A 16840-nucleotide genomic window follows, 5' to 3' on the forward strand; every position below is an offset into this window, starting at 1 on the left:
GACCCATGAACCGCATCCCGCACTACATCGATGGCAAACGCATCGACGCCGCGTCAGCTACCGCGCCGGTCTTCGACCCGGCCACCGGACTCCAGCAGGCCGAGGTCGTGCTCGCCGGCCCCGCCGACGTGGCCGAGGCGGTACGCGCCGCCCGTGCCGCGCTCCCCGAGTGGCGAGCCACCAGCCTCTCGCGACGCGCCGACATCTTCTTCCGGCTGCGCCACCTGCTGACCGAACGGCGCGACGATCTGGCCCGGCTCATCACCGCCGAGCACGGTAAGGTGCTCGACGATGCGGCCGGCGAGATCGCCCGTGGCCTGGAGACCGTCGAGTTCGCGGCGGGGCTGATTCATTTGCTCAAAGGTGAGTTCGCAGAACAGATTTCGCGTGGTGTCGATGTGCACCAGGTGAAACAGCCTGTCGGCGTAGTCGGCTGCGTCACGCCGTTCAACTTCCCGGCGATGGTGCCGCTGTGGATGGTGTCCTCGGCCATCGCCTGCGGGAACACCGTCGTGCTCAAGCCGAGCGAGAAGGATCCCTCCGCCGCGGTGCTGCTAGCCGAAATCTTCAGTGAGGCAGGACTTCCCGCCGGTGTTCTCAATGTAGTGCACGGTGAGAAAGAGACCGTCGAAGCCATCATCGACCACGACGATGTTGCGGCGATCAGCTTCGTCGGCTCCACGCCGATCGCCGAGTCCGTCTATCGCAGGGCCGCCGACCACGGCAAGCGGGTACAGGCGCTCGGTGGGGCGAAAAACCACATGGTGGTCATGCCCGACGCCGACCTCGACGCCGCCGCCGACGCGGCGGTGTCGGCCGCCTACGGATCGGCCGGTGAACGCTGCATGGCGGTGTCGGTACTGGTCGCGGTCGGCGATATCGCCGATCAGCTGGTCGGCAAAGTGGCCCAGCGTATTTCGTCGCTGCGCATCGGCGCGGGCACCGACCCGGATTCGGAGATGGGTCCGCTGATCACCGCGCAGGCCCGCGACCGGGTGGCAGGTTATGTCGCGGGTGCCGCGGGCGAGGGCGCCACGGTGGTGGTCGACGGTCGCGAAACCCCGTTCGACTCCGACGGTTACTTCATCGGCGTCAGCTTGATCGACCATGTGCGGCCGGGGATGAAAGTCTACGACGACGAGATCTTCGGACCGGTGCTGTCGGTGGTCCGGGTCGACAGCTACGCCGATGCCGTCCGCCTGGTCAACGCCAACCAGTACGGCAATGGTGTCGCGATCTTCACCCGCGACGGCAAATCGGCCCGTGAGTTCGAATTCGACATCGAGGTCGGCATGGTCGGCGTGAATGTGCCGATCCCGGTTCCGGTCGGTTCCTTCTCCTTCGGCGGCTGGAAAAAGTCACTCTTCGGCGACTCGCACATGTACGGCCCCGAGAGCATCCACTTCTACACCCGCAGCAAAGTGGTGACCACCCGGTGGCCGGATGCCTCCGAAAGCCAAATCAACCTCGGCTTCCCGAGTAACCGATAGCCACGAACCGCCGTACCCGGGCTGCCGCGCCCGGGTACGGCAGTCGGAGTCGCCGCCCCCAACGGGGGATCCATCCAGCAGCACACTAGGATTCATCCCGGCCGACAACTCCGCCAAATTCTGCGAAATAGCTTGCTGCCCAATGCAAGTCACTTGACCAGTAGGTGTTTGTTACAGCCGGGAAAACAATGCGTGAAGATGTACCCGGCGGCCGGAGGACTAACTTCGACTCGAAAGAGCGCCCAGTTCGAGGAAGGTTTTGCGGTACCACCTGATGGAAACATTGCGAATTCTGTTGGTCGCCAGCGCGTTCAACAGTCTGACACAGCGCGTCCACGTCGAGTTGAGCGAGCGTGGACACCGGGTCGGTGTGGAACTGGCTCTCGGTGACGACCTGCTACGGGCACGGGTAGCGCATTTCCAGCCGGACCTGATCCTCGCGCCGATGCTCACGAGGGCGATCCCGGAGGATATCTGGTCCGAGCACACGGTCCTGATCGTGCATCCCGGGCCGAAGGGTGATCGTGGACCCTCCTCACTCGACTGGGCGATTCATGAGGACGCCGACGAGTGGGGCGTCACGGTATTGCAGGCAGTCGCCGAGATGGACGCCGGACCGATCTGGGCCTCCGAAGCCTTCCCCGTCGCGCCATGTGGGAAAAGCGAGCTGTACCGCAACGAGGTCGCCGATGCCGCGGTGCGCGCGGCGCTGCGGGCGGTCGAACGCTTCGCGGGCGGCCGGTTCGAACCGGAGCCGCTGGACTACGGCCGCCCGGATGTGCGAGGACAGTTGCGGCCCTACCACACTCAGCAATTCCGCCGGATCGATTGGTTCACCGACACCACCGCCACGGTGCTGCGCAAACTGCGCGCGGGCGACTCCCAACCCGGTGTGCTCGACGAGCTGTACGGGCGGGAATTCTTCCTGCACGGCGGATACAACGAGGACCGCTTGACCGGCATCCCCGGCACCGTGATCGCCTCCCGCGACGGCGCGATCTGCCGGGCGACTGTGGATGGCGCGGTGTGGCTGCCGCAACTACGCGAGCGCCGCAGACCGGACGGGCCGAAGACTTTCAAACAACCCGCTACCGACGCGCTCGGCGCCGAGTTGCCCGCGCATGTTCCGGAAGTGCCGGTCACACCCGCCGAGGCGGCCACCCGTGACACCTGGTCGGAACTGCGGTACCGCGAGCAGGGCTCGGTCGGCTACCTCGAATTCGCCTTTCCGTCCGGCGCGATGAGCACCCGCCAGTGCCGTCGCCTACTCGAGGCGTACGTGGATGCGTGCGCCCGCCCAGTGGACGTGCTCGTACTCGGCCCGACAAGAGACTTCTTCTCCAACGGAATTCACCTGAACGTGATCGAAGCGGCCGCAGATCCGGCCGAGGAGTCGTGGCTCAACATCAACGCCATGGACGATCTGGTCGAGGCGATCCTCACCACCACCGACAAGTTCGTGGTCTCGGTACTGACCGGCAACGCGGCGGCGGGCGGGGTGATGCTCGCGCTGGCGGCCGACGAGATCTGGTGCCGTGAGTCGGTGGTGCTGAACCCGCACTACCGGTTGATGGGCCTGCACGGTTCGGAGTACTGGACCTACACGCTGCCACGACGGGTCGGCACGACCGAGGCAGTGGACCTGACCAGGAAAACCATGCCGGTCGGCGCACGGGCCGCCGCCGCGATGGGATTGGTGGACCGGGTGGCACCCGGCGACGCGAACGGATTCTGGAGCTGGGTCCGGCAGGAAGCCGCCGCGCTCGCCGAGACACCGGAGCTCGCGAACCTCCTGGTGCGCAAGAAGCAGCGCAGGGCCGCAGACGAGGCGGCCAAGCCACTTGCCGCCTATCGAACCGAGGAATTGACGCAGATGCGTCGCAACTTCTTCGAACCCGGCGAGCCATACCACCAGCTGCGACGCAACTTCGTGCACAAGGTCTGCCCGCCCGCGACGCCGGCGCACCTGCTCCAGTGATCGGTGATGCCGAGCTGAAAGTGCTTCCCTGCGTTGCGAAATTTTCATCTTGCGAATTGCATATTCGACAAGTTGGGCTATCGTCAGGGCGCACATCACGGAAAGGTAACGAAAGACCGTGTTAGAGCTCGACCACTTCAGCTACGGATGGGTGACCCCCTTCCTGTCCTACGTCATGTCTGTCATCGGATCCATGCTCGGTCTCCGATGCGTGACCCATGCCCGCTCGTCGGAATGGCCGGCGGGCTGGCTGATCGCCGCCGCCGTCTCGCTCGGCGGCGCGGGCATCTGGGTCATGCACTTCACCGCGATGCTCGGCTTCTCCATCCCCGGCGTGAGCATCCGGTACAACGTCCCGATGACGCTGCTCAGCGCGGCAATAGCCATGGCGGTCGTGTGGATCGGACTATCGATCGTCGTGCGTTGGCAACGGGAACTCGTCGCGCTCCCGATTGGTGGCGCCGTTACCGGGCTGGGTGTCGCGGCCATGCACTACCTGGGAATGTTTGCGATGGAGACCGGCGCGTCTGTCGAATACAGCAGCGGGTACGTCGCGTTGTCGCTGGTTATCGCGGTGGTCGCCGCGACCGCCGCATTGTGGTTCATGCTGCATGTGCGCGGCCTGTTCGCAACCATCGGCGCGGCCCTGATCATGGGACTCGCTGTGTGCGGAATGCATTACACCGGAATGGCTTCCATGCACGCCCACCACGCGAACCACCAGATGACACCGGACGGCGCGCAACCCGTTCAGCTACTCAGCCCACTGATCGTGGTGGTCACCCTGGTCACCATGGGACTGATCATACTGGTCGGACTTGCCGAAATCGGTGACCGCGGCACCCGCGAGCGACTGCCGAAACCCGAAGCCCCCCTGACAACTTCGACCTGGCCGACCACCGACCAGGTCCGACAGCGGGAATCCAGTGGCGACCGGCAGGACTGGGCACTGGGCAATACCTCCGCCACTCTCCCCCCGACCCCCGGGCGCAGCAGCGCACTGACCGCCTCCACCGGCCGCCCATGGCCGTCCGCGCTGCGCGACCGGTCATCGGCTGTCCCACAGCCGAGCCAGGACCCCAGCTGATCGCCAGCCCGCAATACCGTTCGAAACCGGTGTGCGACAGGCGGTTTAGGATCGTAATGCGGCGCGGCGCGGCCGCTGCTCGCGTGTGGACATTCGAACACCACGCGCCTGGCACTGCACCAGTCCCGAGGGCAGCATGCCGAACCGCGCCGCGCGACGTCCGCTGGGTGAGCCCGATCCACACCCGGCCCACCACGCCGCGGCGTCGGCACCGGTACGTTGACACTCCCCCGTCGACGTCTACTGGCCGGCCATGGACCCACTGTGAGTCGCGGCAGCCGCGGGCGAGGTGACCGAATTGCCGCGGGGCGCGGTGTACGAATCGCTCGACGATGACGGCACCGAGTGGGTCTATCAGGACCCAACGACAGGCTTCCGGTCGCTCGCGACCGAATGAATTCATTGCCCGAACCACGACAACGTCAGAGACATTTCGCCCCGGTCGAACCGACATCTCCGGCTGAATCGTCCGCGTAGCTCGGTCGAAAATCCCTCTGGCGCACCGAATACCGAACACATCGTGCCACGTGCCGTATCGTCCTCATCGCCGCCTTATTGACATTGACGTCAACATCAATAACACTGCGACGGTGACCATAAGTGAGGCTCAGGAGCGTGCGCGCTCGGCGCGGAAAGACAGTGCTGGTCCGCGCCGGACCGAACTGCTCGACGCGGCAGCGCGCTGCTTCGCCGAGCATGGCTATGACCACACCTCGGTGGAGACGATCACGACGAGGGCACAGGTCTCCCGGGCTACGTTCTACGCGTACTTCTCCTCGAAGGACGAGGTGTTCCGCGCGATCACCGAGCAGGTGTGCACGCAGTTCCTCGACGCCCAGCTCGTCGTGAATGTCGAGGCCACGGAGCCGATCGAGGTCATCGGGGCCACGACAAGAGCCTTCGCCGACGCGGTGTTCGCCAACGGCGCCCTGGTAGCGCTGATCGAACACCGGGCAGGCGTCGATCCCACGATCGGCGCGCTGTGGTCGCAGGTGCGGATCCGGCTGCGCAGGCGGTTCACCGCTTTTCTCGAAGGTGTCGAGGACCGCGGTGAGATCGACCCGTGCGCCCCGCTGTGGCGGATCGTCGAGACGCTCTCCGACGCGCTGCTGATCGGCGCGTCCCGGCTCGCCGACGCAGACCACGACGCGCGCGAACAGTTCGTCGCCGACCACATCGCCATCGCCGAACGACTGATCGGCTTCACCCGATAAACCCTGTACCGGAACGGATGCGCCCATGACCGTCGAACCCACCGCCGTCGCCCCGTCTTCCCTCGACGCGGCGCTCGAGGAGATCAAGGCGCGCCAGGCTGCGGCCTGGCCCGCGCAGGTTCCGCGCACGGTGGAGTATCCGATCGAGGCCATGGGCGTGGTCGACTACCTGCGCCACTGGGCGGCGGTCCGGCCCGAGGTGACCGCGATCGCGTTCTACGGCCGCGATATCAGCTACGCCGAATACGACGGGCTCGCCGACCGGTTCGCCGGCTGGCTGCTCGCGAACGGCGCGCAACCGGGCGACCGGATCGGGGTGTTCCTGGGCAACTGCCCACAGTTCCTTGTCGCCATGCTCGGCATCCTGAAGATCGGTGCGGTGCACGTGCCGATCAACCCTCTGTTTCGCGCCCACGAACTGCGCCACGAGCTCGTCGACGCCGGCGTGACGATCCTGCTGGCCCAGGACAGCCTGGCCACGCTGATCGACGAGGTGCGCGCCGAAACGCCCTTGCGGCTGGTCGCGGTCACCGCGCTCGGCGACATGCTCACCGCGCAGCCTGCCGTGCCGGTGCCGTTCGCGACGACAGAACCGACGAGCACCGACTGGCACTGGATCATCGAAAGCCCCCGCGCACCAACGATTTCCACCGATCCCGACGTCCTGGCCGCGCTGAACTACACCGGCGGAACGACCGGCATGCCGAAGGGCTGCGAGCACACCCAGCGGCACATGGTCTACACCGCGGCGACCGCCACCGTGGCGAACGGATACCGGGTGGGCGAGCGTCCGATTGTCGCGTTGAATTTCCTGCCGGTGTTCTGGATCGCGGGTGAGGATTTCGGCATCCTGTTGCCCCTGATCAACGGCGGCACCGCCGTGCTGATGAATCGATGGGACGCCGGTGCGGGGCTGAGCCTACTGCGACATTATCGGGTCACGTCCATGATCGGCATGATCGATAGCTATGTGGAGATGATGGACCACCCGGCGTTCGATCCCGGTGGACTCACCGCACTGGAGAACACGACCGGTGTCTCGTTCGTCCTCAAACTGAATGCGGCGATCCGCGCGCGGTGGCGCGAGGCCACCGGACTCACCTTGCGCGAGGCCAGCTACGGGATGACCGAGACGCACACGGCGGACACCTTCACCCTCGGTTTCTCCGACGACGACTACGACCTGCACAGCGAACCGGTGTTCTGCGGACTGCCGGTCCCCGGCACCGAGGTCCTCATAGTCGACGAGTCGGGAGAGCCGGTGCCGGTGGGCCAGGAGGGCCAGATCATCGTGCGCAGCCCGTCGATCCTCACGCGGTACTACGGCAATCCCGAGTCCACCGCGCGAACGTTGCGCGAGGGCTGGTTGCAGACCGGGGACATCGGCAAGCTGAACGACCGTGGCGCGCTGCACTATCTGGCCAGGAACAAGGAGATGATCAAGGTCAACGGGATGAGTGTCTTCCCGTCCGAGGTCGAGGCCCTGTTGATGCTGCACCCGCAGGTGCAGACGGTCGGGGTGGTGCCCAAGCCTGATCCGCGGCGTGGGCAGGTGCCGCTGGCCTACGTGCAACTGGTTCCCGAATCGGATGTCGAGGCAGGCGAATTGCGGACCTGGGCTACACGGAACATGGCGACCTACAAGGTCCCCGAGATCAGGATCCTCGACGCGTTGCCCATGACCGCCACCGGCAAGGTCCGCAAGGGCGAGCTTTTCACCATGACCGAGCACATCACTGCCGCAGAATCCGAGGAACTCGAGTGAAGCTGCTGATCGCCAATCGCGGCGAGATCTCGCTCCGAATCATCCGCACCGCAACCGAACTCGGTGTCGACACGGTCGCGGTATACGCCGAGGACGACGCGGACAATCCGAACGTGCACGCGGCAGGCGAGGCGATCGGGCTCACGGGCACCGGAGCCGCACCCTACCTCGACCACTCCGCGATACTGACCGCCGCCAAGGAGTCGGGTGCCGAGCTGATCCACCCCGGCTACGGATTCCTCAGTGAGAGCGCCGAATTCGCGCGAGCCTGTGCGGCCGCCGGAACCACGTTCGTCGGCCCCGATCCCACGGTGCTCGAGCTGTTCGGGGACAAGTCCTCGGCCCGCCGGACCGCCATCGCCGGGGGCGTGCCGGTGCTGCCGGCGACCGAGGGCGCGAGCACCGTCGAGGAGGTCCGCCTGTTCTTCGACGCGCAGCCCGGCGGGATCATGATCAAGGCGCTGGCCGGTGGCGGCGGCCGCGGCATGCGCGTGGTGCGGGCGGCCGACCAGGTCGAGGACGCCTACCAGCAGTGCGCTGCCGAGGCGCGCCTCGGCTTCGGCAATCCGGCGGTCTTCGCCGAGGCGCTCTTGGAGAACGCGCGACACATCGAAGTGCAGATTGTCGCCGCGCCCGATGCGGCGGGCACCCGGGCACTCGCGCTCGGCGATCGCGATTGCAGCGTGCAGCGCAGACACCAGAAACTGATCGAAATCGCTCCTGCCCAAGGTCTCTCGGACGCGCTGCGCCTGCGACTGCACGAAGCGGCAGCCCGGTTGTGCGCACACGTCGGCTACCGCGGGCTGGCCACCGTCGAATTCCTGGTCTCCGACGCGGAGTTCGTCTTCCTCGAGGTGAATCCACGAATCCAGGTGGAGCACACTGTCACCGAGGAGGTCACCGGGATCGATCTGGTCGCCCTACAGCTCGCGATCGCGGGCGGGGCATCCTTCGACGAGCTGGGACTGCCGAGCGGAATCGTCTCCGACGGAACGGAAACCACCGGCGTGCCCGCAGCCGTGGACGGTATCGCGATCCAGGCCAGGGTGAATATGGAGATCATGGCGGCCGACGGATCCGCGGTGCCGACGGCGGGCACACTGACTGCGTTCGCGCCGCCCACCGGGCCCGGCGTGCGTGTCGACACCTTCGGCCGCCCCGGGCTGACCCCGAGTCCGCGCTACGACTCGCTACTGGCCAAGGTCATCACGCGAACGCGCGGGCACTCCTTCGCCGTCGCCGCCCGCAAGTCAGCGACCGCCCTGGCCGAATTCACCGTCGACGGCATCGGCACGAACATCGGATTCCTGCGAGAGCTGCTCTCCGACAACCAGTTCCAGTCCGGCATCGTGACAACCGGTTTCCTCGGCGAGAAGTTGCCCGCGCTGGTCGAGGCCGCACAGACTAAGCAGCCTGAGGTCACCGCGGCGGCGGTCGAACTGTATCCGGGTCAGGAGGTCGTGCGCGCGCAGCTGGCGGGCACGGTGGTCGAGGTGGCAGGCGAGGGCATCGACGTCGGCGCGGGTGGGCAACTGGTCGTGCTGGAAGCGATGAAGATGCAGCACGTGCTCGCCGCGCCGGATGCCGCACGGACCGTCCGTGTACTGGTACGTCCCGGGCAGGTCGTCGCCCCCGGCGACCCGCTGGTGATCATCACCCGGAGTGAGGCCGACGAGACCAGCCAGGCGCAGACCGAGCTGGATCCCGATCGCGGCCGCGCCGACGTCGACGAGATCCGCATGCGTCACCTCGTCACCGTGGACGAATCCCGGCCTGAGGCAGTTGCCAAGCGGCACAAGCTCGGTCGCCGCACGGCCAGAGCGAACATCGCCGACCTGGTCGACGAGGGCAGCTTCGTCGAGTACGGCGCGCTTGCGCTCGCCGCGCAACGCAGCAGGCGCTCGGAGGCCGACCTGATCGCCAATACGCCCGCCGACGGCCTCGTCGTCGGCCTCGCGACCATCAGTGCCGACCGGTTCGGCATCGCCACGGCCGAAGCCGTTGTGGTCTCCTACGACTACACCGTGCTCGCGGGCACCCAGGGCAAGAACAACCACGCCAAGACCGACCGTGCCTTCGAGCTGGCCGCCCGCAAACAGGTACCGGTGGTGTTGTTCGCCGAAGGAGGCGGCGGCAGGCCGGGCGATACCGACTGGGGCGGTATGGGATTGGACGTACCGACCTTCCGTGCGCTCGGGGCGCTGCGCGGAAAGGTCCCGCTGGTGACGATCGTGTCGGGGCGCTGCTTCGCGGGAAACGCCGCCCTGGCCGGAGTATGCGATGTCATCATCGCGACCCCGGACGCCAACATCGGCATGGGTGGGCCCGCGATGATCGAGGGCGGCGGACTCGGGGCATACCGCCCGGAGGACATCGGGCCGATCGACGTCCAGCGGCGCAATGGCGTCGTCGATCTGGTCGCCCGCGACGAGGAGCACGCGGTGGCCCTGGCCAAGCAGTACCTGGGCTATTTCCAGGGCCGGGTCGCGGACTATGTGGCACCGGATCCGCGACTGGCCAGGCACGTGGTGCCGGAGAATCGGTTACGCGCCTATGACATCCATCGCGCCATCGAGGCGATCGTGGACGTGGGCTCGGTGCTCGAGCTGCGGCCGGACTACGGGGTCGGTATCGTCACCGCGCTGGTCCGGGTCGAGGGAGCTCCATACGGCCTGGTGGCCAACAGCAGCCATCATCTCGGCGGCGCCATCGATGCCGAAGCCGCCGACAAGATGGCCGAGTTCCTCACACTGTGCGAGTCCTTCGGGCTGCCGGTCGTCTCGCTGTGCGACACACCGGGATTCATGGTGGGCCCGGACGCGGAGAAGACGGCCACGGTCCGCCGGTTCAGCAGGCTGTTCGTGCTCGGCGCACGACTGAGCGTCCCGTTCGGAATGATCATCCTACGCAAGGGATATGGGCTCGGTGCGATGGCGATGGCCGCAGGCCACTTCCACGCACCGAACTTCACCGTCGCGTGGCCGACCGGGGAGATCGGGCCGATGGGCCTGGAGGGAGCGGTGCGGCTCGGCTTCAGCAAAGAGCTTGCCGCCGTATCGGATCCGGTCGAACGCGAGGCACTGTTCCAGCAGTACCTCGCGCTGGCCTACGAGCAGGGCAAGGCGCTGACCGCGGCCGCCGGCTTCGAACTCGATGACGTGATCGACCCCACCGACACTCGCACGTGGATCGCCACGCTGGTCAATAACCCGGTGCCCGCAAGATCCGCAACATGAGTCTCGTTCGCATGCTTGACGCGGGGTTACAAACTTGAAGTTGACGTCAAATTCTAATACGTTCAATAGTGGATCCACCGAGGAGGCCGCGGAGGTCCATCTGCACCAGTAGCAAGCCGGTGAGGAACGCCACTCGTCGACCGTTGCTCGCGCTGCCTCCACCGGCAGTCCGGGCGGAAGGATTTCACCGTGAAAGTTGCACAGAAGGTGGCCATCGTGACCGGCGGCGGCGCGGGCATCGGGGCCGCGCTGGCCGCTGCGCTCGCTGCCGCGGGCGCGCGGGTCGTGGTGGCGGATCTCGATGAGACGGCCGCTATGGCCGTATCGGACCGGATCAATGCCGACTATCCCGCAGCCACGGTGGGCGCCGGTGCCGACGCCGCCGACACCGTGGCGATCCAAGGCCTGATCGCGCTGGCGGAGCGGAAGTTCGGACTGGTCGATCTGTACTTCGCCAACGCGGGCGTCCTCGGCGCATCGGGGCTGGACGCCGCCGAGCGCGACTGGGACCAGTCGCTCGAGGTGAACCTGCGCGCGCACATCCGCGCTGCGCAGCTGCTGGTACCGCAGTGGCTCGAGCGCGGCGGCGGCTACTTCGTCAGTACCGCATCGGCCGCGGGCCTGCTCACCCAGATCGGTTCGGCCACCTATTCGGTGAGCAAGCACGCCGCCGTCGGTTTCGCCGAATGGCTCAATATCACCTACGGCGACAAAGGTATTCGCGTTAGCTGCCTATGCCCGATGGGGGTGAACACCAAGCTCCTCTACGCCGGGCAGGATTCGGGTGAGCAACTCGGCGCCGCCGCCACCCGCGCTGTCACCTCGGCAGGCGACATCCTCGAACCCGCCCAGGTAGCCGACATCGTGCTCGACGCCATGGCGACCGAAGAGTTCCTGATCCTGCCGCATCCGCAGGTACTGGACATGTACCGCCACAAAGGTTCCGACTACGACCGCTGGCTGCGCGGAATGCGCCGCTACCAGTCGTCCCTGCTGGCCGAAAATCCCTGAACTCCCAAACCACTCACAGGAGCACTCATGTCACTGTTCGAGCTGACCGACCGCGCCAATAAGTATCAGGAAGACCTGCTCGATTTCATGGACTCGCACGTCTACCCGGCCGAGGCCGTCTACGACGAACAGATGCGCGAATCCGGCGACCCGCACTTCCAGCCGCCGATCCTCGAAGAACTCAAAACCGAGGCCAAGCGGCGAGGACTGTGGAACCTCTTCCACCCGCATCCCGGTCGCGGCCCCGGCCTGACCAATCTCGAATACGCGCCACTCGCGGAGATCATGGGCCGTAGCCATCTCGCGTCGGAGGCATGCAACTGCAACGCCCCCGACACCGGAAACATGGAGGTGCTGGAACTGTTCGGCACCGACGAGCACAAAGAGAAGTACCTGAAGCCGCTGTTGGAGGGCACCATGGCGTCGGCCTTCGCGATGACCGAACCGCGCGTGGCCAGCTCCGATGCCACCAACATCGAGCTTTCGATGGTGCGCGACGGCGACGAGTACGTGCTCAATGGCCGAAAGTGGTTCGCCACCAACGCCTTGCACAAGAACTGCCGGGTGATGATCGTGATGGGCAAAACCGATCCGGAGGCCGCGCCGCACCGGCAGCAGACGATGATGGTGGTCCCCATCGACGCGCCGGGTGTCACGATCATGCGTGGCCTGCCGGTGTTCGGATACCAGGAACGCGAGGGTCACGCCGAGATCGACTTCGCCGATGTCCGGGTACCGGTGACGGATGTCCTCAAAGGCGAGGGCGAGGGCTTCGCGATCAGCCAGGCCCGGCTCGGGCCCGGCCGCATCCACCACTGCATGCGCAGCATCGGCATGGCCGAGCGGGCGCTGGAGATGATGTGCCAGCGCGCGCAGTCACGCGTCACCTTCGGCAAGCCGGTCGCCGAGAACGCGAACATCCAGGACTGGATCGCCGAGTCGCGCATCGAGATCGAGATGATCCGGCTGCTCACGCTGAAGGCCGCCTACCTGATGGACACGGTCGGTAACAAGGCAGCGCGCACCGAGATCGCCGCTATCAAGGTCGCCGCGCCGAGCATCGCGCTCAAGGTCCTCGACCGCGCCATCCAGGTACACGGCGCAGGCGGTGTGACCGACGACTACCCGCTCGCGATGGCCTGGGCACATCTGCGCACGCTGCGCCTGGCCGACGGCCCGGACGAGGTACACAAGCGCGCCATCGCGCGGCAAGAACTGCGCAAGTACCGCAACAAGGAGGCGAACTGACATGAGCGGACCGGATCTGACCGGCCGCACCGCCATAGTCACCGGCGCGTCACGCGGCATCGGGCTGGCGATCGCGCAGGCCATCGCTGCGGCGGGCGGCAATGTCGTCTTGACCGCGCGCACACAGGAATCCGCCGAGGCCGCGGCGGCGCAGGTAGGTGGCAATGCGCTGGGAGTCGGCGCGCACGTGGTGGACGAAGAGGCCGCGCGACGCTGCGTCGAGCTGACCCTCGAGCGGTTCGGCAGCATCGACATCCTGGTCAACAACGCGGGCACCAACCCCGCATTCGGGCCGGTGATCAACCAGGACCATGCTCGATTCGCGAAGACATTCGATGTGAACCTGTGGGCGCCGATCCTGTGGACGTCACTGGTCACCCGAGCGTGGATGGGCGAGCACGGCGGCGCGGTCGTCAACACCGCCTCCATCGGCGGGCTGGGACTCGAGGCGCATATCGGCCTGTACAACGCCTCCAAGGCCGCCCTCATCCATCTGACCAAGCAGCTGGCGCTGGAACTTTCACCGAAGGTGCGCGTCAATGCCGTCGCCCCCGGCGTGGTACGCACCAAACTGGCCGAGGCGCTGTGGAAGGAGCAGGAGTCGTCGGTCGCCGGGGCCACCGCGCTGGACCGGATCGGCGAGCCCGAGGACATCGGCGCTGCCGTCGCGTTTCTCGTGTCCGACGCGGCGAGCTGGGTCACCGGTGAAACCATGGTGATCGACGGCGGGCAGCGACTCGGCGACGCACCTCTGTTCCGTGGCGGAGGGTCGGTCGATGTCTGATACACGCGAGATCGTCGGGATCGACCCGGCTGCGGTGACCAGGTGGTTCACCGCGCTCGGTATCGAGTACGCGACACCGTTGCGCTTCGACCGCATCGGACTCGGCCAATCGAATCTGACCTATCTGGTGTGCGACGAAGCCGGGCGCCGGTGGGTACTGCGCAGGCCGCCGCTCGGTCAGCTGCTTGCCTCCGCGCACGACGTGGTGCGTGAGGCACGGATCATGTCCGCGCTCGAATCCACCGACGTGCCCGCGCCGCGAATCCTCGGCGTCCTCGACGATCCGGCGGTGGCCGAGGCTCCGCTGGTGCTGATGGAGTACGTGGACGGGCAGGTGGTCGACACCATGACGATCGCCGAATCCCTGACCCCACACCGGCGCCGGGCGATTGCGGAATCGCTGCCACACACGTTGGCCAAGATCCACGCGGTGGATCTGGCCGCGGTCGGCCTGTCGGATCTGGCGAGCCACAAGCCCTACGCGCAGCGCCAAATCAAACGCTGGAGCGGCCAATGGGAGAAGTCGAAGACCCGGGAACTGCCCGAATTGGACGAGCTCACCGGCAGACTGACCGCGGCGATGCCGCAGCAGCGGGAGGTGACGCTGGTGCACGGCGACTTCCACCTGCGCAACGTCATCACCTCGCACGCCACCGGCGCGGTGACGGCCGCGCTGGACTGGGAGCTCTCCACGCTCGGCGATCCGCTGGCGGATATGGGCAGTCTGCTCGCCTACTGGGTGGAGCCCGGGGAAAACACCGGCGGCGACTTCCCGGCATCCACCCTCGACGGGTTCCCGAACCGCGCCGAGATGGCGCGGATCTACCTAGACCGGACTGGTCGAGACCCGGCGGCACTGCGGTACTGGCATTCCCTCGGTCTGTGGAAGTTTGCGATTATCGCCGAGGGCGTGGTCCGGCGGGCCATTGACACACCACAGAACAAGGCCGCCGCGGGCACCCCGACCATCGAACGTATCGACGCGGTGATAAGCAAGGCACTCGAGATCGCCGATAGCGCGGGATTCTAGCTAGGAGACACCATGACTCGTACAACAGCCATCGTGACCGGCGCGGCCCGCGGCATCGGTGCCGCGGTCGCCGCGCAGCTCGCGGCCGACGGTATGGCCGTCGCCGTGCTCGATTTGGACGAATCGGCCTGCAAGACAACGGTCGACGCCATCATTGCGGCGGGCGGCACGGCGCTCGCGGTGGGCGCCGACGTATCCGACGAGGCCGCGGTGGCCGCGGCCGTCGAGCGCGTCGCCGCCGAGCTGGGCGCACCCACCGTGCTGGTGAACAACGCGGGCATCATCCGCGACAACCTGCTGTTCAAGATGACCACCGAAGACTGGGACGCGGTGATGAACGTCCACCTGCGTGGCGCCTTCCTGATGACCCGCGCGGTGCAGCAGCACATGGTCGGTGCCGGTTTCGGCCGCATCGTCAACCTGTCGAGCACCTCAGCGCTCGGCAATCGCGGCCAGGCCAACTACGCCGCCGCCAAGGCGGGCATGCAGGGTTTCACGAAGACCCTGGCGATCGAGCTCGGAAGGTTCGGTGTCACCGCCAACGCGATCGCTCCCGGATTCATCGAAACCGAGATGACCGCCGCGACGGCCGCGCGGATGGGCATGGACTTCGAGGAGTTCAAAAGGGTTACCGCCGAACAGATTCCGGTGAATCGCACCGGAACGCCGCAGGACATCGCCAACACGGCGTCCTTCCTGGTCAGCGCGGGCGCCGGGTTCGTCTCCGGCCAGATCATCTATGTCGCGGGCGGACCGAAGGACTGAGGGCACCACGATGCAGTCCTGGCAGGCAGATGAACCCTCTCGCGTATAAATACAGCATGGATCGACCTGCGGATACCGACAGCGAGGACGCTGCGCCCTCGATGGCGCGCACCTCGCTGTTGCGCGAGCTGCCTGCCACCCAACGCGGCCAGCGGACCCGCTCGGCATTGATTGCCGCGGGCCGGAAAGTGTTCGAGCGGATGGGTTATCTCGACACCAGGCTCATCGACATCACCCAGGAAGCCAACTGTTCGTCGGGCACGTTCTACACCTACTTCGCAGGCAAAGACGAGATCTTCGCCGCGATCCTCGAGCATGCCCAGGAAGACATGATGCATCCCGGAATGCAGCATGTGGCCGGCGACGACGATCCCGCGTCGATCATCGAGGCCAGTAACCTGGCCTACTTCGAGGCCTACAAGCGCAATGCGAAGCTGATGGGACTACTCGAACAGGTCGCCAATATCGACCCCGAGTTCAGCAAGCTCCGACAGGACCGTGCCGATGCCTTCATCCGCCGCAACGCGCGCAGCATCGCGGATCTCCAGCAGCGCGGACTCGCCGACCCCGAGCTGGACCCCATGCTCACCTCACGAGCACTGTCGGGCATGGTCAGCCGTCTCGCCTTCAACTACTTCGTCACCGGGGACGGTCACCTCGACGATAAGCCGATGACAATCGACGATCTCGTCTACACGGTGACCCGGCTGTGGGTGAACGCGCTGCGGATGCCGATCAAGCGCTGAACATTCACTGCTGACGTTGGGGGTTCGCGGTCGCCGGGCCGCGCATCTCGAAGAAAGGGAAATTTCTCGAAATCGCACCGAAGACCTCGACGAGTCACCCGTCGAAGCGGCGCCGGGACGCCTCGATATCGCCGAGGTACCGCTGCGTCCAGTCACACATCCCGTCCACCGTCTTGCGCAGCGCCCGTCCCGGGTCGGTGAGGCGGTACTCGACGCGCGGCGGAACCGTGGGATACACCGTCCGCTCGACCAGGCCGTTGCGTTCCATCATCCGCAGGTTCTGGGTGAGCATCTTGTGGCTGATTCCGTCGATCCCCTGACGCAACGCGCTGAATCGCATGGTGTTGTCGCCGATTGTCTCGATGATCAGCAACGCCCATTTATTCGCGATGTCGGAGAAGATCTCCCTGGCCAGCGAGTCGGCCCGCGTCAGGTCCGCATTCGGGGGCAGGCTGCTGTGCTTCGTGGTAACCATCAGGTTCCTCC

Annotated in this window: 13 protein-coding genes; 12 read left to right on the forward strand and 1 reads right to left on the reverse strand. The window is 66.3% G+C overall.

Features of this window, described 5'->3' with window-relative positions; translation table 11 throughout:
- Positions 1-5: 5 nt before the first annotated feature.
- The 12 genes from LKE06_RS02065 (at position 6) to LKE06_RS02120 (ending at position 16354) form a co-directional block, all read left to right on the forward strand.
- Positions 6-1490, forward strand: coding sequence for a CoA-acylating methylmalonate-semialdehyde dehydrogenase (locus LKE06_RS02065; protein WP_227996706.1), 1485 nt, complete (start codon positions 6-8; stop codon positions 1488-1490).
- A 274-nt stretch (positions 1491-1764) separates the two neighbouring features.
- The gene (locus tag LKE06_RS02070) at positions 1765-3468 is read left to right on the forward strand and encodes a hydrogenase maturation protein (RefSeq protein WP_227996708.1); all 1704 of its coding nucleotides are present in this window, start codon (positions 1765-1767) and stop codon (positions 3466-3468) included.
- A 118-nt stretch (positions 3469-3586) separates the two neighbouring features.
- The gene (locus LKE06_RS02075) at positions 3587-4555 is read left to right on the forward strand and encodes an MHYT domain-containing protein (RefSeq protein ID WP_308188280.1); all 969 of its coding nucleotides are present in this window, start codon (positions 3587-3589) and stop codon (positions 4553-4555) included.
- Positions 4556-5145: 590 nt separating this feature from the next.
- On the forward strand, positions 5146-5769 hold the full coding sequence (locus LKE06_RS02080; protein ID WP_227996710.1) for a TetR/AcrR family transcriptional regulator: 624 nt from the start codon (positions 5146-5148) through the stop codon (positions 5767-5769).
- A 25-nt stretch (positions 5770-5794) separates the two neighbouring features.
- Positions 5795-7534: an AMP-binding protein gene (locus LKE06_RS02085; RefSeq protein ID WP_227996712.1), complete on the forward strand. Its 1740-nt coding sequence runs from the start codon at positions 5795-5797 to the stop codon at positions 7532-7534.
- Positions 7531-10770 carry an acetyl-CoA carboxylase family protein gene (locus tag LKE06_RS02090; RefSeq protein ID WP_227996713.1) on the forward strand — a complete coding sequence of 1080 codons (3240 nt, stop codon included), beginning with the start codon at positions 7531-7533 and terminating at the stop codon, positions 10768-10770. Before LKE06_RS02085 ends, LKE06_RS02090 begins: the two co-directional genes overlap by 4 nt.
- A gap of 189 nt (positions 10771-10959) precedes the next feature.
- Positions 10960-11781 carry an SDR family oxidoreductase gene (locus tag LKE06_RS02095; RefSeq protein WP_227996715.1) on the forward strand — a complete coding sequence of 274 codons (822 nt, stop codon included), beginning with the start codon at positions 10960-10962 and terminating at the stop codon, positions 11779-11781.
- A 27-nt stretch (positions 11782-11808) separates the two neighbouring features.
- Positions 11809-13029: an acyl-CoA dehydrogenase family protein gene (locus LKE06_RS02100; protein WP_227996716.1), complete on the forward strand. Its 1221-nt coding sequence runs from the start codon at positions 11809-11811 to the stop codon at positions 13027-13029.
- Between the two features lies 1 nt (position 13030).
- The gene (locus tag LKE06_RS02105) at positions 13031-13813 is read left to right on the forward strand and encodes an SDR family oxidoreductase (protein WP_227996718.1); all 783 of its coding nucleotides are present in this window, start codon (positions 13031-13033) and stop codon (positions 13811-13813) included.
- Positions 13806-14843: a phosphotransferase family protein gene (locus LKE06_RS02110; RefSeq protein WP_227996720.1), complete on the forward strand. Its 1038-nt coding sequence runs from the start codon at positions 13806-13808 to the stop codon at positions 14841-14843. The genes LKE06_RS02105 and LKE06_RS02110 overlap by 8 nt, the downstream gene beginning before the upstream one ends.
- A gap of 12 nt (positions 14844-14855) precedes the next feature.
- Positions 14856-15608, forward strand: coding sequence for an SDR family oxidoreductase (locus LKE06_RS02115; protein ID WP_227996721.1), 753 nt, complete (start codon positions 14856-14858; stop codon positions 15606-15608).
- Between the two features lie 56 nt (positions 15609-15664).
- Entirely contained in the window at positions 15665-16354 is a 690-nt protein-coding gene (locus tag LKE06_RS02120) for a TetR/AcrR family transcriptional regulator (protein ID WP_227996723.1), read from the forward strand.
- Positions 16355-16448: 94 nt separating this feature from the next.
- Here the strand turns inward: LKE06_RS02120 and LKE06_RS02125 are convergent, their stop codons facing one another.
- A complete protein-coding gene (locus tag LKE06_RS02125) occupies positions 16449-16829 on the reverse strand; it encodes a winged helix-turn-helix transcriptional regulator (protein ID WP_227996725.1) in 381 nt (126 codons plus the stop codon).
- Positions 16830-16840 lie beyond the last annotated feature (11 nt).

The sequence above is a fragment of the Nocardia australiensis genome (genome assembly GCF_020733705.1).
Taxonomy (GTDB): domain Bacteria; phylum Actinomycetota; class Actinomycetes; order Mycobacteriales; family Mycobacteriaceae; genus Nocardia; species Nocardia australiensis.

Coding starts and splice junctions, on each gene's coding strand:
- LKE06_RS02070 (WP_227996708.1), top strand. CDS start 1,765: ATGGAAACATTGCGAATTCTGTTGGTCGCCAGCGCGTTCAACAGTCTG.
- LKE06_RS02125 (WP_227996725.1), bottom strand. CDS start 16,829: ATGGTTACCACGAAGCACAGCAGCCTGCCCCCGAATGCGGACCTGACG.
- LKE06_RS02065 (WP_227996706.1), top strand. CDS start 6: ATGAACCGCATCCCGCACTACATCGATGGCAAACGCATCGACGCCGCG.
- LKE06_RS02115 (WP_227996721.1), top strand. CDS start 14,856: ATGACTCGTACAACAGCCATCGTGACCGGCGCGGCCCGCGGCATCGGT.
- LKE06_RS02120 (WP_227996723.1), top strand. CDS start 15,665: ATGGATCGACCTGCGGATACCGACAGCGAGGACGCTGCGCCCTCGATG.
- LKE06_RS02110 (WP_227996720.1), top strand. CDS start 13,806: ATGTCTGATACACGCGAGATCGTCGGGATCGACCCGGCTGCGGTGACC.
- LKE06_RS02085 (WP_227996712.1), top strand. CDS start 5,795: ATGACCGTCGAACCCACCGCCGTCGCCCCGTCTTCCCTCGACGCGGCG.
- LKE06_RS02105 (WP_227996718.1), top strand. CDS start 13,031: ATGAGCGGACCGGATCTGACCGGCCGCACCGCCATAGTCACCGGCGCG.
- LKE06_RS02100 (WP_227996716.1), top strand. CDS start 11,809: ATGTCACTGTTCGAGCTGACCGACCGCGCCAATAAGTATCAGGAAGAC.